Annotated in this window: 27 protein-coding genes; 17 read left to right on the forward strand and 10 right to left on the reverse strand. The window is 59.0% G+C overall.

All coding sequences use genetic code 11. The annotated features are described in order from the left end of the window. Nucleotides 1-219: 219 nt before the first annotated feature. A complete protein-coding gene (locus BHD08_RS22940) occupies nucleotides 220-417 on the reverse strand; it encodes a hypothetical protein (RefSeq protein WP_160128637.1) in 198 nt (65 codons plus the stop codon). 557 nt (nucleotides 418-974) lie between these two features. Continuing rightward, a complete protein-coding gene (locus tag BHD08_RS08445; protein ID WP_256678612.1) occupies nucleotides 975-1,349 on the reverse strand; it encodes a helix-turn-helix domain-containing protein in 375 nt (124 codons plus the stop codon). Between the two features lie 133 nt (nucleotides 1,350-1,482). On the opposite strand from BHD08_RS08445, the gene BHD08_RS08450 reads away from it, so the two are divergent. From BHD08_RS08450 to BHD08_RS08475, 6 genes are all read left to right on the forward strand, one after another. Beyond that, the gene (locus BHD08_RS08450) at nucleotides 1,483-2,805 is read left to right on the forward strand and encodes a phage/plasmid replication protein, II/X family (RefSeq protein WP_125021532.1); all 1,323 of its coding nucleotides are present in this window, start codon (nucleotides 1,483-1,485) and stop codon (nucleotides 2,803-2,805) included. Between the two features lie 97 nt (nucleotides 2,806-2,902). Continuing rightward, a complete protein-coding gene (locus BHD08_RS08455) occupies nucleotides 2,903-3,250 on the forward strand; it encodes a DNA-binding protein (RefSeq protein WP_125021534.1) in 348 nt (115 codons plus the stop codon). Nucleotides 3,251-3,487: 237 nt separating this feature from the next. After that, nucleotides 3,488-3,619, forward strand: coding sequence for a hypothetical protein (locus BHD08_RS23170; RefSeq protein ID WP_256678613.1), 132 nt, complete (start codon nucleotides 3,488-3,490; stop codon nucleotides 3,617-3,619). A 157-nt stretch (nucleotides 3,620-3,776) separates the two neighbouring features. Next, nucleotides 3,777-5,246, forward strand: coding sequence for a hypothetical protein (locus BHD08_RS08465; RefSeq protein WP_125021536.1), 1,470 nt, complete (start codon nucleotides 3,777-3,779; stop codon nucleotides 5,244-5,246). Nucleotides 5,247-5,258: 12 nt separating this feature from the next. Continuing rightward, nucleotides 5,259-5,555 carry a DUF2523 family protein gene (locus tag BHD08_RS08470; protein WP_125021538.1) on the forward strand — a complete coding sequence of 99 codons (297 nt, stop codon included), beginning with the start codon at nucleotides 5,259-5,261 and terminating at the stop codon, nucleotides 5,553-5,555. Nucleotides 5,556-5,558: 3 nt separating this feature from the next. Beyond that, nucleotides 5,559-6,863, forward strand: coding sequence for a zonular occludens toxin domain-containing protein (locus BHD08_RS08475; RefSeq protein WP_125021540.1), 1,305 nt, complete (start codon nucleotides 5,559-5,561; stop codon nucleotides 6,861-6,863). A gap of 400 nt (nucleotides 6,864-7,263) precedes the next feature. Here the strand turns inward: BHD08_RS08475 and BHD08_RS22945 are convergent, their stop codons facing one another. Both BHD08_RS22945 and BHD08_RS08485 read right to left on the reverse strand, forming a co-directional pair. Beyond that, entirely contained in the window at nucleotides 7,264-7,461 is a 198-nt protein-coding gene (locus BHD08_RS22945) for a hypothetical protein (RefSeq protein WP_160128637.1), read from the reverse strand. Between the two features lie 557 nt (nucleotides 7,462-8,018). Beyond that, nucleotides 8,019-8,393, reverse strand: coding sequence for a helix-turn-helix domain-containing protein (locus BHD08_RS08485; protein WP_256678612.1), 375 nt, complete (start codon nucleotides 8,391-8,393; stop codon nucleotides 8,019-8,021). 133 nt (nucleotides 8,394-8,526) lie between these two features. Between BHD08_RS08485 and BHD08_RS08490 the strand changes: the two genes are divergently transcribed. From BHD08_RS08490 to BHD08_RS08515, 6 genes are all read left to right on the forward strand, one after another. Then, nucleotides 8,527-9,849, forward strand: coding sequence for a phage/plasmid replication protein, II/X family (locus tag BHD08_RS08490; protein WP_125021532.1), 1,323 nt, complete (start codon nucleotides 8,527-8,529; stop codon nucleotides 9,847-9,849). A 97-nt stretch (nucleotides 9,850-9,946) separates the two neighbouring features. Next, complete coding sequence (locus tag BHD08_RS08495) at nucleotides 9,947-10,294, forward strand: DNA-binding protein (protein WP_125021534.1); 348 nt, start codon at nucleotides 9,947-9,949, stop codon at nucleotides 10,292-10,294. Between the two features lie 237 nt (nucleotides 10,295-10,531). Further along, nucleotides 10,532-10,663, forward strand: a complete 132-nt coding sequence (locus tag BHD08_RS23175) for a hypothetical protein (protein ID WP_256678613.1) — start codon at nucleotides 10,532-10,534, stop codon at nucleotides 10,661-10,663. Nucleotides 10,664-10,820: 157 nt separating this feature from the next. After that, entirely contained in the window at nucleotides 10,821-12,290 is a 1,470-nt protein-coding gene (locus BHD08_RS08505; RefSeq protein WP_125021536.1) for a hypothetical protein, read from the forward strand. Nucleotides 12,291-12,302: 12 nt separating this feature from the next. After that, the gene (locus tag BHD08_RS08510; RefSeq protein ID WP_125021538.1) at nucleotides 12,303-12,599 is read left to right on the forward strand and encodes a DUF2523 family protein; all 297 of its coding nucleotides are present in this window, start codon (nucleotides 12,303-12,305) and stop codon (nucleotides 12,597-12,599) included. Nucleotides 12,600-12,602: 3 nt separating this feature from the next. Continuing rightward, nucleotides 12,603-13,907 carry a zonular occludens toxin domain-containing protein gene (locus BHD08_RS08515; protein ID WP_125021540.1) on the forward strand — a complete coding sequence of 435 codons (1,305 nt, stop codon included), beginning with the start codon at nucleotides 12,603-12,605 and terminating at the stop codon, nucleotides 13,905-13,907. A 509-nt stretch (nucleotides 13,908-14,416) separates the two neighbouring features. Here BHD08_RS08515 and BHD08_RS08520 read toward each other — a convergent pair. The 5 genes from BHD08_RS08520 to acsA are packed head-to-tail and all read right to left on the reverse strand — an operon-like array spanning nucleotide 14,417 to nucleotide 19,570. Continuing rightward, nucleotides 14,417-14,677 carry an acyl carrier protein gene (locus BHD08_RS08520; RefSeq protein WP_125021542.1) on the reverse strand — a complete coding sequence of 87 codons (261 nt, stop codon included), beginning with the start codon at nucleotides 14,675-14,677 and terminating at the stop codon, nucleotides 14,417-14,419. Nucleotides 14,678-14,687: 10 nt separating this feature from the next. Beyond that, nucleotides 14,688-15,836, reverse strand: a complete 1,149-nt coding sequence (locus BHD08_RS08525) for a dihydrolipoamide acetyltransferase family protein (protein ID WP_125021544.1) — start codon at nucleotides 15,834-15,836, stop codon at nucleotides 14,688-14,690. Nucleotides 15,837-15,849: 13 nt separating this feature from the next. Beyond that, nucleotides 15,850-16,824 carry an alpha-ketoacid dehydrogenase subunit beta gene (locus BHD08_RS08530; RefSeq protein WP_125021546.1) on the reverse strand — a complete coding sequence of 325 codons (975 nt, stop codon included), beginning with the start codon at nucleotides 16,822-16,824 and terminating at the stop codon, nucleotides 15,850-15,852. Further along, nucleotides 16,821-17,813 (reverse strand): pyruvate dehydrogenase (acetyl-transferring) E1 component subunit alpha, encoded by a 993-nt coding sequence (pdhA, locus tag BHD08_RS08535; protein ID WP_125021548.1) that lies wholly within the window; start codon nucleotides 17,811-17,813, stop codon nucleotides 16,821-16,823. The genes BHD08_RS08530 and pdhA overlap by 4 nt, the downstream gene beginning before the upstream one ends. Continuing rightward, the gene (gene acsA, locus BHD08_RS08540; protein WP_125021550.1) at nucleotides 17,813-19,570 is read right to left on the reverse strand and encodes an acetate--CoA ligase; all 1,758 of its coding nucleotides are present in this window, start codon (nucleotides 19,568-19,570) and stop codon (nucleotides 17,813-17,815) included. Before acsA ends, pdhA begins: the two co-directional genes overlap by 1 nt. A gap of 245 nt (nucleotides 19,571-19,815) precedes the next feature. Between acsA and BHD08_RS08545 the strand changes: the two genes are divergently transcribed. From BHD08_RS08545 to BHD08_RS08565, 5 genes are all read left to right on the forward strand, one after another. Then, nucleotides 19,816-20,883, forward strand: coding sequence for a phosphotransferase (locus tag BHD08_RS08545; RefSeq protein ID WP_125021552.1), 1,068 nt, complete (start codon nucleotides 19,816-19,818; stop codon nucleotides 20,881-20,883). Next, nucleotides 20,880-21,833, forward strand: coding sequence for a ribose-phosphate pyrophosphokinase (locus BHD08_RS08550; RefSeq protein WP_125021555.1), 954 nt, complete (start codon nucleotides 20,880-20,882; stop codon nucleotides 21,831-21,833). The genes BHD08_RS08545 and BHD08_RS08550 overlap by 4 nt, the downstream gene beginning before the upstream one ends. A gap of 95 nt (nucleotides 21,834-21,928) precedes the next feature. Further along, nucleotides 21,929-22,678 (forward strand): helix-turn-helix domain-containing protein, encoded by a 750-nt coding sequence (locus BHD08_RS08555; RefSeq protein ID WP_125021557.1) that lies wholly within the window; start codon nucleotides 21,929-21,931, stop codon nucleotides 22,676-22,678. A gap of 140 nt (nucleotides 22,679-22,818) precedes the next feature. Further along, complete coding sequence (locus BHD08_RS08560) at nucleotides 22,819-23,160, forward strand: hypothetical protein (protein WP_125021559.1); 342 nt, start codon at nucleotides 22,819-22,821, stop codon at nucleotides 23,158-23,160. Between the two features lie 73 nt (nucleotides 23,161-23,233). Continuing rightward, the gene (locus BHD08_RS08565; protein ID WP_125021561.1) at nucleotides 23,234-23,620 is read left to right on the forward strand and encodes a diacylglycerol kinase; all 387 of its coding nucleotides are present in this window, start codon (nucleotides 23,234-23,236) and stop codon (nucleotides 23,618-23,620) included. Nucleotides 23,621-23,674: 54 nt separating this feature from the next. Here the strand turns inward: BHD08_RS08565 and BHD08_RS08570 are convergent, their stop codons facing one another. Then, complete coding sequence (locus BHD08_RS08570) at nucleotides 23,675-25,708, reverse strand: LTA synthase family protein (RefSeq protein WP_125022216.1); 2,034 nt, start codon at nucleotides 25,706-25,708, stop codon at nucleotides 23,675-23,677. Between the last annotated feature and the right edge of the window lie 38 nt (nucleotides 25,709-25,746).

Raw genomic sequence — 25,746 nt, forward strand, 5'->3', positions numbered from 1 at the left:
CCGGGGGTTCTTTAGCCATTTTGTTGTGCTCGTCCTGGGCATCGTCATCGGCATGGTCGTCGCCGATCTTCACTGGCTCGACATGCTGCGGCAGCAGCTCCCGTTCTGATTGGGCGTTTCGCATAATCGGCCTTATGTTGAGCGTCGTCTGGAAACTGCCTCCGGCTCCAGGCGGCGCGTAACATAGGGCCGATTATGCGATGCGCTATTGACCTCGAATCACATCTGCTGAAGACCGCTGAGCTGTACGCTCCTGGACGAAAAGGAGCTGATGCCGTCAGTTGGTTGCTCGAGGACTATCCCCGACTTGTCCGCGAGATCCGCCAGCTTCGAAAGCGCGTTGACCAACTCGACCAGGAAGGCGCCGAGCTCGATTCCATCCTGGAAGAGCTTCGCCAGATCGCTGACCGCATTCACCAGCTCTGATCGGTCCCCCTGGCCTCGACCTCGCCGCTCGCGGCGATTAGTCGCCTGCACTGCCTCCTGTCGTGCTGCATAGCGCCTGCGACGATACCCCCGAAGGGGCCGCAACCATCGACCCACAAAAAAGCCCCCAGCGGCCTGTATGGCCCTCTGGAGGCTTCTCGCGATCTTCGTCCCGTTGTCCCGCCACTACCTCAACCCGCGCCCCGATCTGCCCAAATGGAACCGCTCCTGGGCTTCTCTCTGCCGCTCTCCCAGGATCATCAGCACCGCCGACGGTTAGGTCACGATAGTTGCGATGGTTCAGCCGTGCTTTGCCGTGTTCCTGGGCACTTCCTGTCTGTCTGCACTGCAACCGCGTAGCCAGTTGCTGGGGTGTCGTAAAACTAGCGAGGAACGAGTCTGTTTTGGGCCTCGCGGCCCCCGGGTCCCCCCGGGCGAGCGGGACGTTGGAAACGTCCGGGCTTTTGCTTTTTTGGCTTCACCGGCGCAGCCGGGTCCACCATCTCTAATGGTGGACTCTTGTGCAATGGCTGCACTTTCTCATGTCTTTAGGCTGCCGTTTTTCTTGCTGCCTCTTCTTCCAGGCTGGCAAGGATCGCTCCAATCATTCCTCTTGCCATGGGCTTCAGCTCGTCCGGTAGATCGCCGAATCGTCTGAACAGCGCTCTCATTTCCGGTGAGATTTCCCGCTCGCTTCGCTCCAGCAGAATTTCATCTGTAGAACAGCCAAAAACGTGTGCCATGTTGATGATGGCATCACCCCCCGGAAAGTTCGCATCACTCTCCCATCTGGCGACCGTCTTCGCTGTCGATCCGATCAGGCTTGCCAGCCCGTCTTGGGACAGCTTCATTGATTCACGCTTTTGCCTAATGTTTTCGCCAACGCTCATGGTTGCTCTGCCTGGGTCGCTTAAATCAGCCATCTGACTCTATCTCCTGTACGCATATACATATCCGATAAATAGACCATCGATACGACAAAAGTGTCTTGCCAGCGCTCAGACAAATATCGTACCTTAGCCGTACACATTTTGGGGCTTGACAGGGATTTCTGCTGTGCTCGACAAAATCCACCTTTTCGTACCATTCAGGGCCGATGCCATCGCTACCAGCACCGGTAAGCGTGGCAACGAACTGCTTATGGTCGATCTGGAAGCCCTGGGCGTTCCGCTCCGCGCTACCAGCGTCCTTTCGGACGGGAAGGGTGGATATCAGGTCGAGGACATAAGCCACGCTTGGGAATCTCTCTCCACCGGCTTTACGCCGTTGGCGTTCAAGGTCTTTCACCAGTCGCTCGGCAAGCGCATCCAGCCCGGCGTCGAGCTGAAAGCCAGCCCGGCCAAGTTGCTCCAGGGGCATAACGTCTTTGGGCCTACTTCGATCCGCAAGGGCGGGGAGGTCATGTTGAAGTGGCTTGCCGGCTCCTACCCGAAGCTGTGGGCCTTGCTGGACTGGCAGGCTGCTGAGGTTTATGGGATCGACTGCACCTATTCCGCCCGCCTGCCCGATCAGCGCACCGCGCTACAGCTCGTCCAGGCGCTTCGCGGCGTTAGCAACGGCCAGACCCGCAACCGTGGTGACGACTACGAAACCACGGCTTATTGGGGCTCCAAGGAAACCCGCTTGCGCAAGCTCAAGGCGTACCTCAAGGGCCCTGAGTTTCGCCGCCAGCTCGACGAAGCCATCAAGGCCGCTCGTGCCTACGGCGGTGCCAACTTCGTTCCGTCCCAGGCGTTCGCGGCTCACCGGCTGCTGGCGGTTCTCCAGAACCCCGCGCTCCAGGAGTGGGCCGAAAACCTCCTTCGTCTCGAAGCCACTGTCATGCACCGCTGGCTCGAACGCAGAAACATCCCAACGAATTTATGGGCCTTGTGCGACTACCAGGAGCGACTGGAAGAGCAGGGGAGTTGTTTTATTCAGTGGTGTTGGGAACAAGTAACTAAAGAACTGTTTGCGGCCTTTGAAGGTATCTCCATGCGAGTAATTAACGATGAAAAAGTGCTGGCCGCACTTAAAGCAAAGTTCACCAAACAGGGCGGTCGGTGGACCAAGGCCAAGATTGATAAAGCGACTGGCGCGACTATCCCGTCTGTGTTTGTGCCTGGACCTGCTAACGAGACAGTTGCTCTTAACCTGTTTCGCACATATCGGAGTATTAAAGATTACGGCTGGCAGGAAACTATGGACTCCATGTCCCGCCGAACTTTTTACGATCACGTTGGCAAAATTTGCGAATGCGGACTTTCGAAGGCTGCACTTCAGAAGCTGAAGATGGATGACCAGAAAAACAACGTCATTCCGATCCTGCGCTTTCTGCAAGTTGACTTCAGCGCCCAACGTCCTGGTTGGTACGTTGAGCCATCGGTAGAAGCTGCATGATTGCTCCAACGATAAACGTCCTGGTCGTCACTATGTGCGGACTGTTGGCAATTCACTTTCTCGGGCGCTGGGCCCGTTCATAACCGAGGTAATCACCATGCTGGTACAACTGGGCCTGTGCAAGGGCATCTCCACCAAAGAAAAGATGAATGGAACCATCATCGAGCATTACTTGGTTCTCACCGCTCCTGGTAAAGATCAGTTCGGCCAAGACGTTGAGCAATCTATTGGCCTGAAAGTCTCCAAGCGCCAACTCGATTCGGGCATCGAGAATGCCTATAAGAAATACATCGGCCAGCAAGTTGCTGTCCCGGTATACGCCAAAGCCTGGAAGTCCAAAACCGGCACCGCTTTCGGCATGGACTTGTGGCTTTCCGATGATGGCCTTCCTGTTCCAGTTCAGCGCGTACAACCGCGTCCTGCTGCTGTCGCGGGTGGCAACTAAATGAGTTCCGGCGTCCTCCGTTGTTCAGATGGCGAAGTTGTTATCGCAACTGATGGCGCCCCCCTGTGTTCCGGTGCCTGGACGCTAGTTCCGGTTCCTGAACCATTCGAGCTTTCGCAAATTGACCCACAACATGCGTCAATGATGTTTCTGCTCGGATTCTCGCTCATCATTCCTGTTTGGTTTGTGGGCATGTGTGCAAGACAAATCCTGTCATTACTTAAGTGAGGTAGCAAAATGGAAGCTGATATCGTTACTGGTCTGGCCGTTACTTCCGCCATTGCTGGCGTTATTGCAGTAGCAACTCTCAAGGGTTCGCTGCAAGTTGTTGTGATGGGTGCTAAGCGCGTCCTCGGCATGCTCCGTTAATTCGGAACGGGGCAGCCAGAAGGGGCCACTGCGGCCCCTTTTTTTATCCTTCGAGGTGGCCAGATGCTTGAGCTTTATTACTACACATTTTTTGTCGCCGGGTTTGCTGCCTCTGCCATAACACTAAGGGGGCTATTATGATTCGGGAGGCCTTAACATGCGCCTAGTAACTTCTTTGCTGATATTCGCCCTCTCCATCTTTTCAACCAGCGCTTTTGCTTATTGCTTCACCGCCTTTTCCGGGAATAAGTCCTTTCAGGTTTCCGGGTCTACCGGTGCCAGTGAGGCTTGCCGAAAGCTCATCGATTCTGCCGGTATTACCCGATCTGGTAACTATGGTGCTGTTTCTGGCGCTGGCGCTGTTGGCGGCAAGTGTTATTACTACCCAAGTGATACCGCCTTGATTGCTTATTATGGTGAGTGGTCGCGTACTGGTGAACTTGAAACTATGTGCGCTGCCGCGTCTAACGCTGGCACTTCCTGTACCGGTACTGGTACAGCTCTTTCCCCGTTCGGTCATGTAATTGATTCGGCGGGTCAATGTGTTGACTACACACGCGCCGATACTGCTGCACAATGCAAGAGTCTTTCCGGCACGGCCTCTCCGCACACCCTCTATGTGAATTTTGATGGCGACGGCAATCCATTAACCCCACCGCCTATCAATGCTCGGGGCTGTGAAGCCGTTGCCGCTACTGTCGGGCATTGCAAGATGGCTCCGGCTCGAACCTTTCCGACTGGTGGGTCGATTCAGCCGACCACCAATAAGTGCAAAGTGATGGTTTCGTTCACTGGCAATACGGTTGGCTCTGCTCCTGTAGCTCCGCCCATATCCACCGCACCAGGAATTGACGGAGTATGCCCCCCTGGTGAGGCTTGCCCTGATGTTCCGGATGCCCCTATTGCCAATAACTCTCAGCCATGCACTTATGTAGAGGACGGGGAGGGTCGTCGTGTTTGCTCGTCAAATAACTATAACTACCAGCCCGGAAATTCTAGCTGCGGTGCCGTTAATGGTCAGTTCGTATGTATTGGCAAGGCGCCAGAAACAAACGGGATAAAAATAGACACGCAAGTTGTTGATAAAAACAATGCGGACGGCACTAAAACATCCACGAAAACGGACACTGCTACGCAAGTCAATTGCACCGGAAATAATTCCTGCACGGCCAAAGTCACAACCAACACCACCGTTACTGTCTATAACAGCTCCGGTACTAAAGTTAGCCAATCTACAACTTGTTCGGGTCCAGCCTGTTCTGTTGGTGGAAAAGGGGATACTGACGGCGACGGCATGAATGACTGCGCATTAGGCAAAGACTGTTCAGAAACAGATGAACCGGGCGAAGTAGGCGAAATGCCTTCCCTTGATGAGGCATCCGACTACGGCGATTCGCTTTCTGGTTATTACCAGCGATTGACCAATGCTCCAATTCTTAAATCCGTTACCTCTCTAAGTGTTCCTGAAGGCGGAAGTTGCTCCGGGTCGTCGGTAACGATTGAGTACATTGGGACAATTAATACGTCTGCCTTCTGTGACCTGCTGAACACGCTGCTCCCACCTTTGCGGTACGTCTTCATGGCTATTTGGGCATGGGCAGCAATTAGAACTTTCCTTACGGCGTAAGAGGCATACCCAATGAGCGGTCTATTTCAGTGGTTGCTTGACACGTTTGCCAAGTTTGTCGATTGGTTTCTAGAACTGGTTCTTTGGGCGCCCAAGAAGATATTGGAGGCGCTACTTGATGCGCTCGCTGGTCTTCTTGAGGCTATTCCCGTTCCTAGTTTCATGGCGAACGCACAGAGTTTCTTTTCGGCCATACCCTCCGAAGTTGTCTTCGTTCTCACGTTCTTTGCGGTGAAGGAGGGCGTGGCGATGATTATTGCGGCTCTGATACTTCGTTTCATACTTCGTCGCATTCCAATCATCGGGTGATATATGGCACTCAACCTTTACACCGGCCAGCCCGGATCGGGCAAAAGTTATAGTGTCGTCGCCCACGTTATTATTCCGGCACTCAAAAAAGGTCGTCACGTTGTCACCAATATCCCCGTCGAGGATGAGACGCTCACTCAGGTTTTCGGCGGCGAGATCACCCAGCTCCCGCTCGACGCGCTGGACGATCCTGAGCTGCCGGATCGATTCCCGGCTGGCTGTGTCGCTGTCGTTGATGAGTGCTGGAACCGTTGGCCCAGCGGTCAGAGGGTATCCAAGGCTGCCAGTGGTGATCTGCATTGGCTCAAGGAACACCGCCACCGTGTAGACAACCAGGGCAACGCTATGCAGGTCGTTTTGGTCACTCAGGACCCTAGTGACCTCGCTAGTTGGGTTCGCAAGCTCATCAAACACACGTTTTGGATGGAGAAACTCGACACCGTAGGCGCCGACAATCGGTTCAGCATTAAGATTTACAAGGGCTGCCCGACCGGTGAGAACATCCCGAAGCGCTACCTGATTCGGCAGTCGTACGGCACCTACGATCCGGACATTTATCAGTACTACTCAAGCGCCACCCAGTCGGAATCTTTCGATGTCGGTGACGAGAAAGCCATGGATCGCCGTACCTCCATTTGGCGATCGCCTGGGTTCATCCTCCAGATGACCTTGTCGCCTGCGATTTTCGTCGCTGCGTGTGTTTTTCTCTGGCACAGCATCAGTGCCTATCGTGAGGAGGGCAAAGAGCCTGAGGAGCCTATGCAGGTCGATACACGGCCCGCTCTCGTAAACCCTGAGCCCGAACCTCTCCAGTTGGCTCCCGCTCCGCTTCCTGAGAGAGTCAATCCGGCGCCTGTCGAGATCGCTAGTCTCAAGCCGAGTCCGATCTGGCGTATATCCGGATACATTCGCCCAGGAACAGAATTGCCCGATACGGCTTGGCAATCTCGCGCCGGTTATAACGAACCGTCCAGCCCGGCAGCACGCCACAAGCTCCGCGAGCCTCTTGCGATTCTCAGCAGCTTCAATGGCATTCGCTACGTGCCGCTTTCCGGTTGTGAGCCATATTCCGATGGAATCAACTGGTCGTGTGACGTGGACGGCGAGCGTGTCACACCGTGGTCGGGCCAGATGGGCCTAACCGATACTGTCCCTGGTGCTTCCGTTGCTCAGGCCCGGCTGGTTTCTGCCGAGCGGAGCGAGACAGAAACAGCCGCGGCCAAGCCTCAGCCAACCCGATCAGCCGAGGTCGCTGTCATCCCTGATAACTCACGGATGCCACGAACGCTACTCACTGATACGAACTGATTGGCAAATGGGTAATTACTATGTTCAGCATCTTTCGACACACGCGCTGCGGTCGTTGCGGCGTTTCGTTTTGGAACCCGCCTCAGTGGCCTGCAGATGCCTGCCCGATGTGCCGCAAGCCTATCTAGGGCGCTTCGCATAATGGAGATTTCGTAATGAACCAGGACAATCGAGCCACTCAGTACATCGATGTACCCATGCCACCAGCTCGCTGGAAGACTCGGCTTTACAAGCTTTTCGGCCTGACAGCTCCTGATCGCTGGAAGCGCGTACCGGCACGATTCAAATGATTAGGCGCTTCGCATAATCGGCCTTATGTTGAGCGTCGTCTGGAAACTGCCTCCGGCTCCAGGCGGCGCGTAACATAGGGCCGATTATGCGATGCGCTATTGACCTCGAATCACATCTGCTGAAGACCGCTGAGCTGTACGCTCCTGGACGAAAAGGAGCTGATGCCGTCAGTTGGTTGCTCGAGGACTATCCCCGACTTGTCCGCGAGATCCGCCAGCTTCGAAAGCGCGTTGACCAACTCGACCAGGAAGGCGCCGAGCTCGATTCCATCCTGGAAGAGCTTCGCCAGATCGCTGACCGCATTCACCAGCTCTGATCGGTCCCCCTGGCCTCGACCTCGCCGCTCGCGGCGATTAGTCGCCTGCACTGCCTCCTGTCGTGCTGCATAGCGCCTGCGACGATACCCCCGAAGGGGCCGCAACCATCGACCCACAAAAAAGCCCCCAGCGGCCTGTATGGCCCTCTGGAGGCTTCTCGCGATCTTCGTCCCGTTGTCCCGCCACTACCTCAACCCGCGCCCCGATCTGCCCAAATGGAACCGCTCCTGGGCTTCTCTCTGCCGCTCTCCCAGGATCATCAGCACCGCCGACGGTTAGGTCACGATAGTTGCGATGGTTCAGCCGTGCTTTGCCGTGTTCCTGGGCACTTCCTGTCTGTCTGCACTGCAACCGCGTAGCCAGTTGCTGGGGTGTCGTAAAACTAGCGAGGAACGAGTCTGTTTTGGGCCTCGCGGCCCCCGGGTCCCCCCGGGCGAGCGGGACGTTGGAAACGTCCGGGCTTTTGCTTTTTTGGCTTCACCGGCGCAGCCGGGTCCACCATCTCTAATGGTGGACTCTTGTGCAATGGCTGCACTTTCTCATGTCTTTAGGCTGCCGTTTTTCTTGCTGCCTCTTCTTCCAGGCTGGCAAGGATCGCTCCAATCATTCCTCTTGCCATGGGCTTCAGCTCGTCCGGTAGATCGCCGAATCGTCTGAACAGCGCTCTCATTTCCGGTGAGATTTCCCGCTCGCTTCGCTCCAGCAGAATTTCATCTGTAGAACAGCCAAAAACGTGTGCCATGTTGATGATGGCATCACCCCCCGGAAAGTTCGCATCACTCTCCCATCTGGCGACCGTCTTCGCTGTCGATCCGATCAGGCTTGCCAGCCCGTCTTGGGACAGCTTCATTGATTCACGCTTTTGCCTAATGTTTTCGCCAACGCTCATGGTTGCTCTGCCTGGGTCGCTTAAATCAGCCATCTGACTCTATCTCCTGTACGCATATACATATCCGATAAATAGACCATCGATACGACAAAAGTGTCTTGCCAGCGCTCAGACAAATATCGTACCTTAGCCGTACACATTTTGGGGCTTGACAGGGATTTCTGCTGTGCTCGACAAAATCCACCTTTTCGTACCATTCAGGGCCGATGCCATCGCTACCAGCACCGGTAAGCGTGGCAACGAACTGCTTATGGTCGATCTGGAAGCCCTGGGCGTTCCGCTCCGCGCTACCAGCGTCCTTTCGGACGGGAAGGGTGGATATCAGGTCGAGGACATAAGCCACGCTTGGGAATCTCTCTCCACCGGCTTTACGCCGTTGGCGTTCAAGGTCTTTCACCAGTCGCTCGGCAAGCGCATCCAGCCCGGCGTCGAGCTGAAAGCCAGCCCGGCCAAGTTGCTCCAGGGGCATAACGTCTTTGGGCCTACTTCGATCCGCAAGGGCGGGGAGGTCATGTTGAAGTGGCTTGCCGGCTCCTACCCGAAGCTGTGGGCCTTGCTGGACTGGCAGGCTGCTGAGGTTTATGGGATCGACTGCACCTATTCCGCCCGCCTGCCCGATCAGCGCACCGCGCTACAGCTCGTCCAGGCGCTTCGCGGCGTTAGCAACGGCCAGACCCGCAACCGTGGTGACGACTACGAAACCACGGCTTATTGGGGCTCCAAGGAAACCCGCTTGCGCAAGCTCAAGGCGTACCTCAAGGGCCCTGAGTTTCGCCGCCAGCTCGACGAAGCCATCAAGGCCGCTCGTGCCTACGGCGGTGCCAACTTCGTTCCGTCCCAGGCGTTCGCGGCTCACCGGCTGCTGGCGGTTCTCCAGAACCCCGCGCTCCAGGAGTGGGCCGAAAACCTCCTTCGTCTCGAAGCCACTGTCATGCACCGCTGGCTCGAACGCAGAAACATCCCAACGAATTTATGGGCCTTGTGCGACTACCAGGAGCGACTGGAAGAGCAGGGGAGTTGTTTTATTCAGTGGTGTTGGGAACAAGTAACTAAAGAACTGTTTGCGGCCTTTGAAGGTATCTCCATGCGAGTAATTAACGATGAAAAAGTGCTGGCCGCACTTAAAGCAAAGTTCACCAAACAGGGCGGTCGGTGGACCAAGGCCAAGATTGATAAAGCGACTGGCGCGACTATCCCGTCTGTGTTTGTGCCTGGACCTGCTAACGAGACAGTTGCTCTTAACCTGTTTCGCACATATCGGAGTATTAAAGATTACGGCTGGCAGGAAACTATGGACTCCATGTCCCGCCGAACTTTTTACGATCACGTTGGCAAAATTTGCGAATGCGGACTTTCGAAGGCTGCACTTCAGAAGCTGAAGATGGATGACCAGAAAAACAACGTCATTCCGATCCTGCGCTTTCTGCAAGTTGACTTCAGCGCCCAACGTCCTGGTTGGTACGTTGAGCCATCGGTAGAAGCTGCATGATTGCTCCAACGATAAACGTCCTGGTCGTCACTATGTGCGGACTGTTGGCAATTCACTTTCTCGGGCGCTGGGCCCGTTCATAACCGAGGTAATCACCATGCTGGTACAACTGGGCCTGTGCAAGGGCATCTCCACCAAAGAAAAGATGAATGGAACCATCATCGAGCATTACTTGGTTCTCACCGCTCCTGGTAAAGATCAGTTCGGCCAAGACGTTGAGCAATCTATTGGCCTGAAAGTCTCCAAGCGCCAACTCGATTCGGGCATCGAGAATGCCTATAAGAAATACATCGGCCAGCAAGTTGCTGTCCCGGTATACGCCAAAGCCTGGAAGTCCAAAACCGGCACCGCTTTCGGCATGGACTTGTGGCTTTCCGATGATGGCCTTCCTGTTCCAGTTCAGCGCGTACAACCGCGTCCTGCTGCTGTCGCGGGTGGCAACTAAATGAGTTCCGGCGTCCTCCGTTGTTCAGATGGCGAAGTTGTTATCGCAACTGATGGCGCCCCCCTGTGTTCCGGTGCCTGGACGCTAGTTCCGGTTCCTGAACCATTCGAGCTTTCGCAAATTGACCCACAACATGCGTCAATGATGTTTCTGCTCGGATTCTCGCTCATCATTCCTGTTTGGTTTGTGGGCATGTGTGCAAGACAAATCCTGTCATTACTTAAGTGAGGTAGCAAAATGGAAGCTGATATCGTTACTGGTCTGGCCGTTACTTCCGCCATTGCTGGCGTTATTGCAGTAGCAACTCTCAAGGGTTCGCTGCAAGTTGTTGTGATGGGTGCTAAGCGCGTCCTCGGCATGCTCCGTTAATTCGGAACGGGGCAGCCAGAAGGGGCCACTGCGGCCCCTTTTTTTATCCTTCGAGGTGGCCAGATGCTTGAGCTTTATTACTACACATTTTTTGTCGCCGGGTTTGCTGCCTCTGCCATAACACTAAGGGGGCTATTATGATTCGGGAGGCCTTAACATGCGCCTAGTAACTTCTTTGCTGATATTCGCCCTCTCCATCTTTTCAACCAGCGCTTTTGCTTATTGCTTCACCGCCTTTTCCGGGAATAAGTCCTTTCAGGTTTCCGGGTCTACCGGTGCCAGTGAGGCTTGCCGAAAGCTCATCGATTCTGCCGGTATTACCCGATCTGGTAACTATGGTGCTGTTTCTGGCGCTGGCGCTGTTGGCGGCAAGTGTTATTACTACCCAAGTGATACCGCCTTGATTGCTTATTATGGTGAGTGGTCGCGTACTGGTGAACTTGAAACTATGTGCGCTGCCGCGTCTAACGCTGGCACTTCCTGTACCGGTACTGGTACAGCTCTTTCCCCGTTCGGTCATGTAATTGATTCGGCGGGTCAATGTGTTGACTACACACGCGCCGATACTGCTGCACAATGCAAGAGTCTTTCCGGCACGGCCTCTCCGCACACCCTCTATGTGAATTTTGATGGCGACGGCAATCCATTAACCCCACCGCCTATCAATGCTCGGGGCTGTGAAGCCGTTGCCGCTACTGTCGGGCATTGCAAGATGGCTCCGGCTCGAACCTTTCCGACTGGTGGGTCGATTCAGCCGACCACCAATAAGTGCAAAGTGATGGTTTCGTTCACTGGCAATACGGTTGGCTCTGCTCCTGTAGCTCCGCCCATATCCACCGCACCAGGAATTGACGGAGTATGCCCCCCTGGTGAGGCTTGCCCTGATGTTCCGGATGCCCCTATTGCCAATAACTCTCAGCCATGCACTTATGTAGAGGACGGGGAGGGTCGTCGTGTTTGCTCGTCAAATAACTATAACTACCAGCCCGGAAATTCTAGCTGCGGTGCCGTTAATGGTCAGTTCGTATGTATTGGCAAGGCGCCAGAAACAAACGGGATAAAAATAGACACGCAAGTTGTTGATAAAAACAATGCGGACGGCACTAAAACATCCACGAAAACGGACACTGCTACGCAAGTCAATTGCACCGGAAATAATTCCTGCACGGCCAAAGTCACAACCAACACCACCGTTACTGTCTATAACAGCTCCGGTACTAAAGTTAGCCAATCTACAACTTGTTCGGGTCCAGCCTGTTCTGTTGGTGGAAAAGGGGATACTGACGGCGACGGCATGAATGACTGCGCATTAGGCAAAGACTGTTCAGAAACAGATGAACCGGGCGAAGTAGGCGAAATGCCTTCCCTTGATGAGGCATCCGACTACGGCGATTCGCTTTCTGGTTATTACCAGCGATTGACCAATGCTCCAATTCTTAAATCCGTTACCTCTCTAAGTGTTCCTGAAGGCGGAAGTTGCTCCGGGTCGTCGGTAACGATTGAGTACATTGGGACAATTAATACGTCTGCCTTCTGTGACCTGCTGAACACGCTGCTCCCACCTTTGCGGTACGTCTTCATGGCTATTTGGGCATGGGCAGCAATTAGAACTTTCCTTACGGCGTAAGAGGCATACCCAATGAGCGGTCTATTTCAGTGGTTGCTTGACACGTTTGCCAAGTTTGTCGATTGGTTTCTAGAACTGGTTCTTTGGGCGCCCAAGAAGATATTGGAGGCGCTACTTGATGCGCTCGCTGGTCTTCTTGAGGCTATTCCCGTTCCTAGTTTCATGGCGAACGCACAGAGTTTCTTTTCGGCCATACCCTCCGAAGTTGTCTTCGTTCTCACGTTCTTTGCGGTGAAGGAGGGCGTGGCGATGATTATTGCGGCTCTGATACTTCGTTTCATACTTCGTCGCATTCCAATCATCGGGTGATATATGGCACTCAACCTTTACACCGGCCAGCCCGGATCGGGCAAAAGTTATAGTGTCGTCGCCCACGTTATTATTCCGGCACTCAAAAAAGGTCGTCACGTTGTCACCAATATCCCCGTCGAGGATGAGACGCTCACTCAGGTTTTCGGCGGCGAGATCACCCAGCTCCCGCTCGACGCGCTGGACGATCCTGAGCTGCCGGATCGATTCCCGGCTGGCTGTGTCGCTGTCGTTGATGAGTGCTGGAACCGTTGGCCCAGCGGTCAGAGGGTATCCAAGGCTGCCAGTGGTGATCTGCATTGGCTCAAGGAACACCGCCACCGTGTAGACAACCAGGGCAACGCTATGCAGGTCGTTTTGGTCACTCAGGACCCTAGTGACCTCGCTAGTTGGGTTCGCAAGCTCATCAAACACACGTTTTGGATGGAGAAACTCGACACCGTAGGCGCCGACAATCGGTTCAGCATTAAGATTTACAAGGGCTGCCCGACCGGTGAGAACATCCCGAAGCGCTACCTGATTCGGCAGTCGTACGGCACCTACGATCCGGACATTTATCAGTACTACTCAAGCGCCACCCAGTCGGAATCTTTCGATGTCGGTGACGAGAAAGCCATGGATCGCCGTACCTCCATTTGGCGATCGCCTGGGTTCATCCTCCAGATGACCTTGTCGCCTGCGATTTTCGTCGCTGCGTGTGTTTTTCTCTGGCACAGCATCAGTGCCTATCGTGAGGAGGGCAAAGAGCCTGAGGAGCCTATGCAGGTCGATACACGGCCCGCTCTCGTAAACCCTGAGCCCGAACCTCTCCAGTTGGCTCCCGCTCCGCTTCCTGAGAGAGTCAATCCGGCGCCTGTCGAGATCGCTAGTCTCAAGCCGAGTCCGATCTGGCGTATATCCGGATACATTCGCCCAGGAACAGAATTGCCCGATACGGCTTGGCAATCTCGCGCCGGTTATAACGAACCGTCCAGCCCGGCAGCACGCCACAAGCTCCGCGAGCCTCTTGCGATTCTCAGCAGCTTCAATGGCATTCGCTACGTGCCGCTTTCCGGTTGTGAGCCATATTCCGATGGAATCAACTGGTCGTGTGACGTGGACGGCGAGCGTGTCACACCGTGGTCGGGCCAGATGGGCCTAACCGATACTGTCCCTGGTGCTTCCGTTGCTCAGGCCCGGCTGGTTTCTGCCGAGCGGAGCGAGACAGAAACAGCCGCGGCCAAGCCTCAGCCAACCCGATCAGCCGAGGTCGCTGTCATCCCTGATAACTCACGGATGCCACGAACGCTACTCACTGATACGAACTGATTGGCAAATGGGTAATTACTATGTTCAGCATCTTTCGACACACGCGCTGCGGTCGTTGCGGCGTTTCGTTTTGGAACCCGCCTCAGTGGCCTGCAGATGCCTGCCCGATGTGCCGCAAGCCTATCTAGGGCGCTTCGCATAATGGAGATTTCGTAATGAACCAGGACAATCGAGCCACTCAGTACATCGATGTACCCATGCCACCAGCTCGCTGGAAGACTCGGCTTTACAAGCTTTTCGGCCTGACAGCTCCTGATCGCTGGAAGCGCGTACCGGCACGATTCAAATGATTAGGCGCTTCGCATAATCTATATTATGTTAAATTGAATATGGAGACGATTCGATCTCTCCATCAATTCCACCCGCTTCACGTCCTTGCGAAGCGAATGCCACAACTATCCCTCTCCCCGTTGCACCTTGTACTTCTTCAGAAAAAAGCCGCTAATTGCAGACTTGAGACTCCTGCTCAAATTTTCCTCCGCGACGGCAGGCATCTCATGCCGGACGGATCATTCGAACTCGCGTTTCAACAGGCGTTGCTTCAGATAGTCGACCAGTGCATCCAGACTGACCAGCAGCTGGTAGTCCGCTTCTGGAATGTTTACTCCCAGGCGCTGATGCAAGGCGGCTAGGTAGCGCAGCCAGTCCATCGAGTCGAGATCGACTTCGTCGCGCAATGGGCGATCATGCCGCAAGTCGCCTACCTGGACTTCCGGTGCGATGCGTTGCAGTGCGTCGAGGGTTACGCGGCGGATTTCCGCTTCGTCCATGGTCGTCTCCTTAGAGTTGCTCGGGGTTTTGCAGCAGGCGGCGAACTTCCGCGAGAAAACGTGCGCCGTAATGGCCGTCGCTGACGCGGTGGTCGGCGGCCAGGCTCAGCACCACGCTCGGCATAACGCAGAGCGCACCAGCCTCGACCCAGGGCCGCTCGACGATGCGTCCGACTCCTACCAACGCCACCTGCGGCGGATAGATCACGCCGAACACGCTGTCCACGCCCTGCTCGCCCAGCTGGGTGACCGTCAGTGTGGCGTCGCTCAGCTCTGAACTGCGCAGCGATCCGCTGCGGGCACGCTGGACCAGATCGCCGAGCGCCTGCATCAGCTGCGGCAATGGCTGACCGGCGACATCGTGCAGCGCCGGTGCGATCAGGCCGCCCTGGCGCAACGAGATGGCGGTGCCCAAGTGGATGCCTTCGCCCGGCTGGAACGCGCCGTCGCGCCAGTAGCCGTTCAGCTGCGGATACTCGCGCAACGCCAGCGCCACGGCCTTGAGCAGCAGTACGCTGGCCAGCAGCCGCTCTTCGGGAATGCGCTCAGCGTTGTAGGCCTGCAACCAGCGCGCCGCGGCGCCGAAGGCGACCGTTTCGCTCAGGTAGTAATGGGGAATCTCGCGCTTGGAGCGACTCATGGCGGCGGCGATGGCCTGGCGCATGGCGGCATTGCGATCCGCTGGCGCGGCCTTCGCGGCGGCGGCTTCGACATCCTGCAGGGTGACGCTGCCGTGCGGGCCGCTGCCGCTGAGGATCGCCGGGTCGATACCCAGTTCGGCAGCGCGCCTGCGTGCCACCGGAGAGATGCGTGCGCGGCTGGTGTCGGCCGGCGGCGCGACCGCTGTCACCGGCGGTTGCTCTGCCACTACCGCAACGGGAACAGCCGCGGGAGATTGCGCCAGCGCGGCCTCGCGGGCTTCGCCGGGTTCCAGCAGCCTGGCCAGCGGCGTGCCGACCGGAATCTTGCTGCCCGGCTCGACCAGCAGCTCGAGCACTTCACCGCTGTGCCAGCACTCGACATCCACCGCGGCCTTGGCGGTATCCACCACGGCGATCACTTCGCCGCGCTCGATGCGCTCGCCGGGCTTGACCTTCCACTGCAGCAGCGTGCCTTCGTCCATGTCCGCGCCCAGCGACGGCAGTTTGAAAACAATCATGCGCACCTCGTGACTAGCACAGCAGCTGGCGGGCCGCCGCGATGATGGTCCGGACCTGCGGCAGCGCCGCCTCCTCCAGGTGCCTGGCGTAGGGAATCGGCACCTCGGCGCTGCATACCCGCGCTGGCGGTGCGTCGAGCTCGAAGAAGCCCTGTTCGATGATGCGGGTGATGATTTCCGCCGACAGGCTGCCGCTACGCCAGCCTTCGTCGACCACCAGGGCACGCCGCGTCTTGCGTACCGAATCGAGGATGGTCGCCTCGTCCAGCGGGCGCAGCACGCGCAAGTCTATGACTTCCGCAGCGATGCCCTCCTCGGCCAGCTGGTCGGCGGCCTGCAGTGCCTTGTGCAGCGTGCCGCCATAGACGATCAGGCTCAGGTCGCTGCCCGGCCGGCGCACCCGAGCCGAGCGGATGTCCACCGCCATCGAGGGCGGCAGCTCGTCCTCCTGGTTGTAGAGCTGGGCGTGCTCGAAGATGAGCACCGGGTCCGGATCCTGCAGCGCCGGCCAGAGCATGCCGCGGGCATCCTCGACGGTGGCCGGCGCGAGCACCTTCAGGCCGGGCACATGGGCTAACCAGCCTTCCAGGCTGTGCGAATGCTGCGCCGCCAGCTGGCGCCCGGCGCCGGTGGCCATGCGCAACACCAGCGGCACGGAAAACTGTCCGCCGGACATGTGCCGCAGCGTCGCCGCGGTATTGATCAGCGGGTCGAGGGCCAGCAGCGCGAAGTTCACCGTCATGACCTCGACGATCGGCCGCATGCCGCCCAGCGCGGCACCGATGCCGGCACCGACGAACGCCAGCTCGGACAGCGGCGTGTCGCGGATGCGCGCCTCGCCAAATTCCGCGAGCAAGCCCTTGGAAACCGCATAGGTGCCGCCGTAGCGACCGACATCCTCGCCCATCAGGAAGGCCCTTTCGTCGCGTTGCAGGGCCTCGCGCAGCGCTTCGCGCAGGGCTTCGCGGTAGCTGATCCGGTTGCTCATGGCTGCACCTGCGGCGTGTAGACATCGTTGCAAAGCTGTTCGACGGGCTCCAGCGTGCCGGCTTCGGCGTAGGCCACGGCGTCCTCCACCTCCTCGCGCACCGCGGCCTCGATGGCCAGCAGGCCCGGCTCGTCCAGCAGGCCCTGGGCCTGGAGCCGCGCGCTGTAGCTGTGGATCGGATCCCGCTGTTTCCACTGCTCCACTTCCGCCTTGTCGCGATACAGCTCCGGATCGAACATCGAATGGGCGCGGAAGCGGTAGGTCTGCAGTTCCAGGAAGTACGGCCCCTGGCCCCTGCGCACATGCTCCACCGCCGCACAGGTAGCGTCGTGCACGGCGGCCACGTCCATGCCGTCGACCGCACGCGCTGCCACCCGGTAGGCCGCAGCCTTGGCGCACAGGTCGGTTTGCGATTGCGAACGGGCCAGCGCGGTGCCCATCGCATAGAGGTTGTTCTCGCAGCAGAACAGCACTGGCAGCTGCCAGAGCGCCGCCAGGTTCATCGACTCGTGAAAGGCACCCTCGGCCATCGCCCCCTCGCCGAAGAAGCAAGCGCTGACCCGCGTGCCCTGCCGCATCTGCTCGGCCAGTGCCAGGCCGACCGCCAGTGGCAGCCCACCGCCGACGATGGCATTGCCACCAAAGAAGCGTGTGCCGGCATCGAACAGGTGCATGGAGCCGCCCCGCCCGCCCGAACAGCCCTGCTGACGCCCGTACATCTCGGCCATGATCGCCCGCATCGACACGCCCTGGATCAGCGCGTGGCCATGCTCGCGATAGGTGGCGACGATCGCATCATCGGCGGCCAGCGCATGCAGCGCCCCTACCGCCACCGCCTCTTCGCCGATGTAGAGGTGCAGGAAACCGCGGATCTTGCCCTCGCCGTACAGCTCGGCGGCGCGTTCTTCCATGATGCGCACGCGCAGCATGTCGCGCAGCAGATTCAGCGCCAGCTCCGGCGGGTAGCTCAGGGTGGCCTGCGTGTTCATCAGGGATTCTCCAGGGTGGAAGTATCGCCTTCCGGCAGCCCCAGTTCGCGAGCCTTGAGCAGCCGACGCATCAGCTTGCCGCTGCGGGTGCGCGGCAGGCTGGCGAGAAATTCCAGCTCCTTCGGCGCGACGGCGGCACCCAGGCGCTTGCGCGCATGGCCGATCAGCTCGTCATGCAGCGCCTCGCTGGCCTCGCGGCCGCGCTTGAGCGAGACGAACGCCTTGACCGTCTCGCCGAGCAGCGGGTCGGGTTTGCCGATCACCGCGGCTTCGGCCACGGCGGAATGCTCCATCAACGCGCTTTCCACCTCGAACGGGCCGATCAGGTGGCCGGCCGATTTGATCACGTCGTCGCTGCGCCCGATGAACCAGTAGTAGCCATCGGCATCGCGCCGTGCGAGGTCGCCGCTCAGGTACCAGTCACCGGCGAAGCAGCGCCGGTAGCGCTCCTCCTGTCCCAGATAGGTGCGGAACATGCCCGGCCATGGCTGTTTCAGGGCCAGTTCGCCGATCTCGTCGTCGCCGAGGAAGGTCAGGTTGCCGTCTTCGCCGTGTCGGACGATGGCCGCCTCCACGCCGGGCAGCGGCTTGCCCATGGAGCCTGGCTTGATCGGCATGGCCGGGATGTTGGCGATCATGATGCCGCCGGTCTCGGTCTGCCACCAGTTGTCGTGGATCGGCAAGCCGAGCACTTCCTTGCCCCACCAGACCGCCTCGGGGTTGAGCGGCTCGCCGACGCTGGCGACGAAGCGCAGCTGCGGGTGGAAATGCCGGCGTGCCAGTTCCGGCCCGGCCTTCATCAGCATGCGGATCGCGGTGGGCGCGGTGTACCAGACGCTGATGCGCTCCTTCTCGAGGATGCCGTACCAGCGCTCGGCATCGAACTCGCCGCAATCGACCACACTGGTCACGCCCAGCAGCAGCGGCGCGAGGATGCCGTAGGAGGTGCCGGTGACCCAGCCCGGATCGGCGCTGCACCAGTAGATGTCGTCCGGGTGCAGGTCCAGGGCATAGCGGCCGGTGACATAGTGGGTCAGCGCGGCGCCATGCACGTGCAGTGCGCCCTTCGGCGTGCCGGTGGTGCCGCTGGTGAAATGCAGCAGCGAAGGGCTGTCCGCCGTGGTGGGCGCGATCTTGAATTCCTCGCCCGCGGCGGCCAGCAGGTCGTGCAGGTCCAGCGTGCCGTCGATGCTGGTGTGGCCGCCGCTCTCGTCGTAGAGCAGCACGTGCTTGAGCAGCGGCAGCCGGTCGCGCAGCCCGGCGACCTTCTTGCGATAGAGCGTCTCGCTGGTCAGCAACACGCTGCAGTCGCCGAGGCGCAGGCGGGTTTCCAGTGGCTCGGGGCCGAACGCAGCGAACAGCGGGGACACTACGCAGCCGTTCTTCAGGCCGCCAAGCACGCCGAGATACAGCTCCACACCGCGATTGCAGAGCACGAACAGCCGCTCGCCCCTGGCGATGCCGAGCTGCGCCAGCACGTTGGCAAAGCGATTGGTCTGGCGCTTGAGTTGTAGGTAACTGAGCTCGCGACGGCTGCCATTGCGCTCGAGAAAGCGCAGCGCGCAATACCCGGCGCGCGGCCCGGCGGCATGCCGGTCGACCGCCTCATGGGCCAGGTTCAGCCCGCCGCCGGGCAGCCCGTTCAAAGCATCGGCTGCCATCGACCAGGAGAACTCCCCCTCGCTGAACCGGGCATCGGGCCAATTGGGCGGTACCGTCAGATCCTTTGGTTGTTTTTCGATGATCGCTGTACGCATAGCCATTCCCCGGAACCAAGAGAGGAAGCTGCCGTGCGCAGACAACTCAATGAAGCGCGACCGCAACTGTTCAGAAGGCTAGAACCGAATCGAGAAATTGGCTTGATCGCGATCAATGCTGCGAGATGCGACGGCGATGCGGCGAGCAGTCGGACAGAGCGCAGCTAGACTGGCAGACAGCAATTCCTTCGACGCGTCGATTTCGCCTCGAAAGGTTACCTTGGCGAACAACCGTGAGGGGACGGATGAGCGCTCAGCAGGAGGTCATCGAATTCCTTTCTCGCGCCGAAAGTTACGGCTGCCCGGGCGGTATGGTCGAGCGTGTCGAGACACATGGCTCGCTAATTTTTCTGTGCTGCCAGCGCGTCTACAAGCTCAAACGCCAGATTGCCTATGCATCGCTAGATTTCCTGACGCTGGAAAAACGCGAGCGGGCCTGCCATGCAGAGCTGCGGCTGAATCGACGCACTGCACCTGAGCTCTATCTCGAGGTGCGCTCGATCACCCGGGATCGCAACGGCGTGTTGGCCTTCGACGCGGACGGCGATGTACTGGATTGGGTCGTGGTGATGCGGCGGTTTCCGCAGTCCGCGCTGTTCGAACGCATGGCCCTGGCCGGCAGGCTGACGCCAGCGCTGATGCAAACCTTGGGTGTCGAGGTCGCTCGTTTCCATGCCGGTGCCGAGAGCACGCCGGACTTTGGTGGCAGCGCCAGCATACGCCGATCCATCGAGACCAATCATCAGGAGCTGTGCCGCCAGCGTGCATTGCTCGATGACGATGCGGTGCAGGCACTCTACCGGGAGCAGTTGGCCTTGCTCGATCAGCTCTCGGCGGAGCTGGACCGGCGGCGCCGCGATGGGTGCGTGCGGCGCTGTCACGGCGATATGCGCCTGGCGAATATCTGCCTGCTCGAAGGGCGGCCTACCCTGTTCGACGGCATCGAGTTCAGCAACGAGATCGCCTGTATCGACGTTCTGCACGATCTCGCCTTCGTGTTGATGGACCTGCAGCATCATCAGCTGGGCCACCTGGCGTCAATCGTGCTGCGCGCCTATCTGGACGAGAGCGGCGAGGCGGAAGATTGCCTTCCCCTGCCGTTGTTCCTGTCGGTTCGCGCAGCGACTCGCTGCTTCACTCTGGCCAGCAGCTCGCAGCGCCAGAGCACGCCCGAAGCCGCTCAGGCCAAGGCCGCGCAAGCCCGCAGCCTGCTGCAGCAGGCGCACATCTATCTGCTCGATCACCAGGCGCTGGGGCTGGGCTACCCGCAGCTTGCGCCCGTCCCTCTACGCCCGACCAGGAGCCACCCATGAGCAACCACCCTCCCCTGTTGTTCGCGCTACAAGGCACACAGGAGTACGCCGCCCGCGTCGCTCGGCACATGGGGCTCGAGCTCGCTGAAATCGAAGAACGTGCGTTCGAGGACGGCGAGCACAAAAGCCGCGCTCTGACTCCGGTGGAGGGCCGCAAGGTGGCCGTCTTCCATGCGCTGTACGGTGATGACGAGCGCAGCGTGAACGACAAACTTTGCCGCCTGCTGTTCTTCTGCGGCGCGCTCAAGGATGCGGGCGCCCGCCACGTCCAGGTGGTCGCGCCCTACCTTTGCTACGCGCGCAAGGAGCGTCGCACCCAGTTTCAGGACCCGATCATCACCCGCTATGTCGCGGCACTGTTCGAAGCCTGCCGGGTGGACCGACTGACTACGCTCGAAGTGCACAACCTCGCTGCGTTCGACAACGCGTTTCGCATCCCGACCCGACATATCGAAAGCGCTGAGCTGTTCGCCGCGCATTTCGCGCAGCTGTCCGCCGATGCCGAGCTGGTGGCAGTGTCGCCTGACGCCGGCGGCGCGAAGCGCGCGGAATCCTTTCGTCGGGCTCTGCAGCAGCATACCGGGCGCTCGGTTGGCAGTGCGTACATGGAAAAGTACCGCAGCAACGACATCGTGACCGGGACGATGCTGGTGGGAGACGTACGCGATCGGATCGCGATCATCGTCGATGACCTGATCAGCACCGGCGGCACGTTGCTGCGGGCCGGTGAGGCCTGCCGCACGGCCGGCGCCCGCCAGGTGCATGCGGCCGCGGCACACGGCCTGTTCACCGGCGGCCCGGAGTTGCTGGAAAGTCCGGTGTTCGACCAGTTGGTTATCACCGATACGGTGCCGCCATTCCGGCTCGACCCTGATCTGGCTGGCCGACGTCTGACGGTTCTCGACTCGAGCGCCACGCTTGCGGCTGCTCTCGCTGCCGAGTACCGCTAGGGCTTCGTCGCCGGCACGGTCGCGCCGGCTCGCGTTTTCTTGGCTACAGTCATGCCAAAGACCTAGAAAAAAGCCAGCACGATCAGGAGCCTCTCATGGACGCACGCAAGGACGTCGATCAGGCCGCTTCGCTGAAATGCCGTGAATGTGCACTGCGTGGCGTCTGCCTGCCGGCGTCACTGCTCGACCCGGACTTACGCCAGCTGGAAGACATCATCCGGCACAATCGCCGGGTGGCCCGGCATAAACACCTTACGCGCGCCAGCGATCCGGCCAATCAGGTCTATGCGCTGCGCAGCGGCACTCTGAAAACCTATCTCACCGGCAGCGACGGCCGCGAACTGGTAACCGGCTTCGTCTTTCCTGGCGAGCTAGTCGGCCTGGACGCGTTCGCCGGTGGCCAATCCGCCAGTCATGTCATGGCACTGGAGCCCTCGCTGGTGTGTGCGATTCCGGTTGGGGAGCTGGAGGATCTGCTGACGGCGAACGCCAAGCTGCGTACCCGGCTGTTCAAGTTCATCAGCCACGAACTGCAGGTCGAACAGGACCATCTGCGCCATAGCCGCGAAGGTGCCGGGCAGCGCTTCATGGCCTTCTTCCTCGATCTTTCGGCACGTCATGCCCGACGCGGTCTGTCACCGACCCGCTTCAGTCTGCCAATGACCCGGGCGGAGATCGGCAGTTACCTGGGGCTGACCACCGAGACCGTCAGCCGTCTGTTCACCCGCTCTCGCCAAGCCGGTCTGATCGAAACCCGCGGACGGGAGGTGCAGCTGCTGGATGTCAGCTCGCTGGCGGTTGCCCATGCCGCACCGGCGTCGCGGATATCTTGCATGGCTGGATGAGCGTCTCGAACGGTTGACGGCTCTCAAGGCCGGGGCAATGGGGAAATGGGGAAATGGGGAAATGCGGAAATAATCGACGAAAACCGCTGCGCTCGCTGGATCAAGGAGAGGCTGCGTGAATGTAGTAACGAAACGGGAGATTGGATTTGCAACCCTATGAACTACGTGCAGAACAGCTCCATCACGTCTGCGACGATAGCCTGCTCGACTTCGAGACGACATACGAGCTGCCCGATCAGGCCGACATTCTCGGGCAGGAACGCGCGTTGGGTGCCCTGCATCTTGGCGTCGGCTTGCGCCACGAGGGTTTACAACGTCTACGTTATGGGTTTGCCCGGGCTGAGCAAGCACGCCATCGTCCGCAACCTGCTGCAACAGCGTGCGGCGAGGCCGCGCTTGATATCGCTCGCACTGGCGCCGGCGACGACATTGCAGCTGATTTGCTATCGTCGGCTATCGGACTGCCTGGGCTGCGGGCTTGATCCGAATTGGCTCGCCTGCCATTGGAGCCTTGCAGCTGTTTATACTGCTGCCCACTCCGTCAGGAAGACCAATATGAGCAGCATCGAAGACCTCAACGCGCAATCACTCAAAGGGCATCAAGGTCTGAAACGGATCCTCAGAGCGCTTGGCTATTCCATTGCCGGTATTCGCGCTGCCGTCGCCGGTGAAGCTGCCTTCCGTCAGCTGCTGCTGCTGAACGCCGTGCTGATTCCTTTGGCGTTCACGTTCGAGGTAAGCCGGATAGAACGTGTGTTGCTGGTTATCGTGCCGCTGCTGACGCTGGTCATCGAGCTGGTGAATTCCGCGATCGAAGCAACCATCGACCGAATCTCCTATGAACTCCACCCCTTGTCCAAGAATGCAAAAGACATGGGTAGCGCCGCCCAGCTGCTGTCTCTTGTCATCGTGGCGGTAACCTGGGTGATGATCCTCTATTGAGTCGCGGCGGGAGCTTGCTCATTGGCATTCCCACCGCGCGCCATCAGCCCGACTTCAGTCTTTCCTGACGTTCTGATAGAGCATCAGCCGCGACGTCTCGTGAAGTCCTCGTGTCAGCTTGACCAGCCGCTGGAACTCTTCAGGGTATTGCTCGGCGACGTCCACCAGTGGCTCCGGTGAGGCGATGTCATGCAGGCTCGGCTGGCTGCCGTCGTGCTGCATCTGCAACAGGAAGTCCTTGGTAACGCCGCCGATAAGCGGAAACGTGCCCTCTCGCAATACAAGCGGAACAACCCGCTCGCCTTCCGGCGCCGACTGCTGGATATCGCGACCCATTGCCCCGTTGCGGTATTCCATCCCCGCCATGCCCAGCACGGTCGGCAGCAAGTCGGCCAGCCCCACGGCCTCTTCGATCACGCGTGGCTCCAGAAGCTTCGGGGCGTGGATCAACAGTGGGACATGATTGCTCTCCAGGCCCAGCTTTTCGAACGCCGGCGGCATGTGCGGTATCTGGCTGATGCGAGTGTTGTGGTCGCCAAACATCACGAAGATGGTGTTGTCATACCAGCCGCCTTCCTGCGCGATCTCCATCAGGCGTCCGATGTTGAAGTCCAGAAGACGGACCGCGTTGTACTGCGCCAGGCTACGGGAGCCGGCGCCTTGCACCGTCTCTAGTGGCAGGTCGCGCACTTCGAAACCGTCGTTCTGCTTGGGAATGGTGAACGGCCGGTGGTTGCCCGCCGTCTGGATGTAGGCGAAAAACGGCTTACCCTCCCCCTGTTCACGCAGTATCCGGTCGCTTTCCTTGAACAGATCCAGATCCGACACGCCCCAGACGTCGACCATCGGTGATTTCCAGTGGCGCTCTTCATACAACTGAATGTCGTCGATGCTTTGGCGGATCAGCGCATTCATGTTCGCCCAACCGGAGTTGCCGCCGATCATGTAGTACTTGTCGTATCCCTGCAGTGCGTTGATCAGGCTGTGCTGGCGGGTAATCAGCGGGTTGCGCGTTGCGGTTTCCTGGCGTGATACGTCGGGCACGCCAGAGATGCTGGCCCAGACCGTTTTCGCCGTGCCAGTAACGGGCACGTAGAAGTTCTTGAAGAACCAGCTCTGCTGGGCCAACCGATCGATGTTCGGAGTTGGGTTCAGCGGGTTGCCGTATGCGCCCACTGCACTCGTTCCCAGCGATTCGAGCATGACGAAGACAACGTTTGGTCGCTTGCCAAGTGCATAGGGCTGGGCGCCCTGCTCCCGGCTGAAATTCAGCGATTTGGCATCAGGCTGATCGACGCTCAGATAGCGGCTGACGACATCGTAGTGGGCCTCGACCTGCTCACGATCGTACGGCTGATTGGGCACCTTCAGGGTGTCGTAGAGGAAGATCACCGGGTTCAGGCCGAGCGCGGCAATCTGGTTGTCGCCGGAGAAGAACGCGTCACTCCACCGCAACGGCACCGGATTTTCCAGGTTGATGTTATCAACGCGCCCCAGAATTGCGACGAAAACGGCCACCACCATCAAAGCGCTGCCCCAGATCAGCGAAAGGCGGCTGATGGGTCTTGCCGGGCGATCCAGCGTTACGCGCTCGATGCGCAGCAGCAGCCACCAGACCAGAGCAGTGGCGGTAGCCCAGCCGAGGGTGATCCAGACTACCGGGTAGGTTTGCCAGACCATGTCGGTCGAAATCTGCGCGTCTTCGAGAAAACGCAACACCGTGGCGTTGATGCGCACGCCCAGATAGGCGTAATGGCCAAAATCGATGATGTAGACCAGCAGCACTGCTCCGAGCGCCAGCGCGAGATAAAGACGCGCCAGCCAACGAAGGGTTCGCGAGCGGGTCAGGTTCCACTTCGGCAGCCACGCCAGCAAGGCAATCGGGAGCATCAGCAAGATGGCCAGGCGAAGGTCGAAGCGCAGGCCGATGCCCAGCGTTTCCGGCACGGCGTCGATGTCACCTAGCGCGCTGGCCTCGAAGCCTGAAAAACCAACGAAGAAAATCCCGCGCAACACGGCCAGCGTGAGAAACAGAATCCCGACTGCACCAAACCAGTAGTGCAAACGTCGCGAGCGAACCCAATCCATCATTCCATTCCTCTAATCGTCAAGTAGCGCAGCCCAGC

Origin of the sequence: Pseudomonas sp. SCT, assembly GCF_003864275.1 — a bacterium.
In the GTDB taxonomy this organism is placed as follows: domain Bacteria; phylum Pseudomonadota; class Gammaproteobacteria; order Pseudomonadales; family Pseudomonadaceae; genus Stutzerimonas; species Stutzerimonas stutzeri_AE.

Coding starts and splice junctions, on each gene's coding strand:
- BHD08_RS08445 (WP_256678612.1), bottom strand. CDS start 1,349: ATGGCTGATTTAAGCGACCCAGGCAGAGCAACCATGAGCGTTGGCGAA.
- BHD08_RS08455 (WP_125021534.1), top strand. CDS start 2,903: ATGCTGGTACAACTGGGCCTGTGCAAGGGCATCTCCACCAAAGAAAAG.
- BHD08_RS23170 (WP_256678613.1), top strand. CDS start 3,488: ATGGAAGCTGATATCGTTACTGGTCTGGCCGTTACTTCCGCCATTGCT.
- BHD08_RS08465 (WP_125021536.1), top strand. CDS start 3,777: ATGCGCCTAGTAACTTCTTTGCTGATATTCGCCCTCTCCATCTTTTCA.
- BHD08_RS08470 (WP_125021538.1), top strand. CDS start 5,259: ATGAGCGGTCTATTTCAGTGGTTGCTTGACACGTTTGCCAAGTTTGTC.
- BHD08_RS08475 (WP_125021540.1), top strand. CDS start 5,559: ATGGCACTCAACCTTTACACCGGCCAGCCCGGATCGGGCAAAAGTTAT.
- BHD08_RS08485 (WP_256678612.1), bottom strand. CDS start 8,393: ATGGCTGATTTAAGCGACCCAGGCAGAGCAACCATGAGCGTTGGCGAA.
- BHD08_RS08495 (WP_125021534.1), top strand. CDS start 9,947: ATGCTGGTACAACTGGGCCTGTGCAAGGGCATCTCCACCAAAGAAAAG.
- BHD08_RS23175 (WP_256678613.1), top strand. CDS start 10,532: ATGGAAGCTGATATCGTTACTGGTCTGGCCGTTACTTCCGCCATTGCT.
- BHD08_RS08505 (WP_125021536.1), top strand. CDS start 10,821: ATGCGCCTAGTAACTTCTTTGCTGATATTCGCCCTCTCCATCTTTTCA.
- BHD08_RS08510 (WP_125021538.1), top strand. CDS start 12,303: ATGAGCGGTCTATTTCAGTGGTTGCTTGACACGTTTGCCAAGTTTGTC.
- BHD08_RS08515 (WP_125021540.1), top strand. CDS start 12,603: ATGGCACTCAACCTTTACACCGGCCAGCCCGGATCGGGCAAAAGTTAT.
- BHD08_RS08520 (WP_125021542.1), bottom strand. CDS start 14,677: ATGGACGAAGCGGAAATCCGCCGCGTAACCCTCGACGCACTGCAACGC.
- BHD08_RS08525 (WP_125021544.1), bottom strand. CDS start 15,836: ATGATTGTTTTCAAACTGCCGTCGCTGGGCGCGGACATGGACGAAGGC.
- BHD08_RS08530 (WP_125021546.1), bottom strand. CDS start 16,824: ATGAGCAACCGGATCAGCTACCGCGAAGCCCTGCGCGAAGCGCTGCGC.
- pdhA (WP_125021548.1), bottom strand. CDS start 17,813: ATGAACACGCAGGCCACCCTGAGCTACCCGCCGGAGCTGGCGCTGAAT.
- acsA (WP_125021550.1), bottom strand. CDS start 19,570: ATGCGTACAGCGATCATCGAAAAACAACCAAAGGATCTGACGGTACCG.
- BHD08_RS08545 (WP_125021552.1), top strand. CDS start 19,816: ATGAGCGCTCAGCAGGAGGTCATCGAATTCCTTTCTCGCGCCGAAAGT.
- BHD08_RS08550 (WP_125021555.1), top strand. CDS start 20,880: ATGAGCAACCACCCTCCCCTGTTGTTCGCGCTACAAGGCACACAGGAG.
- BHD08_RS08555 (WP_125021557.1), top strand. CDS start 21,929: ATGGACGCACGCAAGGACGTCGATCAGGCCGCTTCGCTGAAATGCCGT.
- BHD08_RS08565 (WP_125021561.1), top strand. CDS start 23,234: ATGAGCAGCATCGAAGACCTCAACGCGCAATCACTCAAAGGGCATCAA.
- BHD08_RS08570 (WP_125022216.1), bottom strand. CDS start 25,708: ATGGATTGGGTTCGCTCGCGACGTTTGCACTACTGGTTTGGTGCAGTC.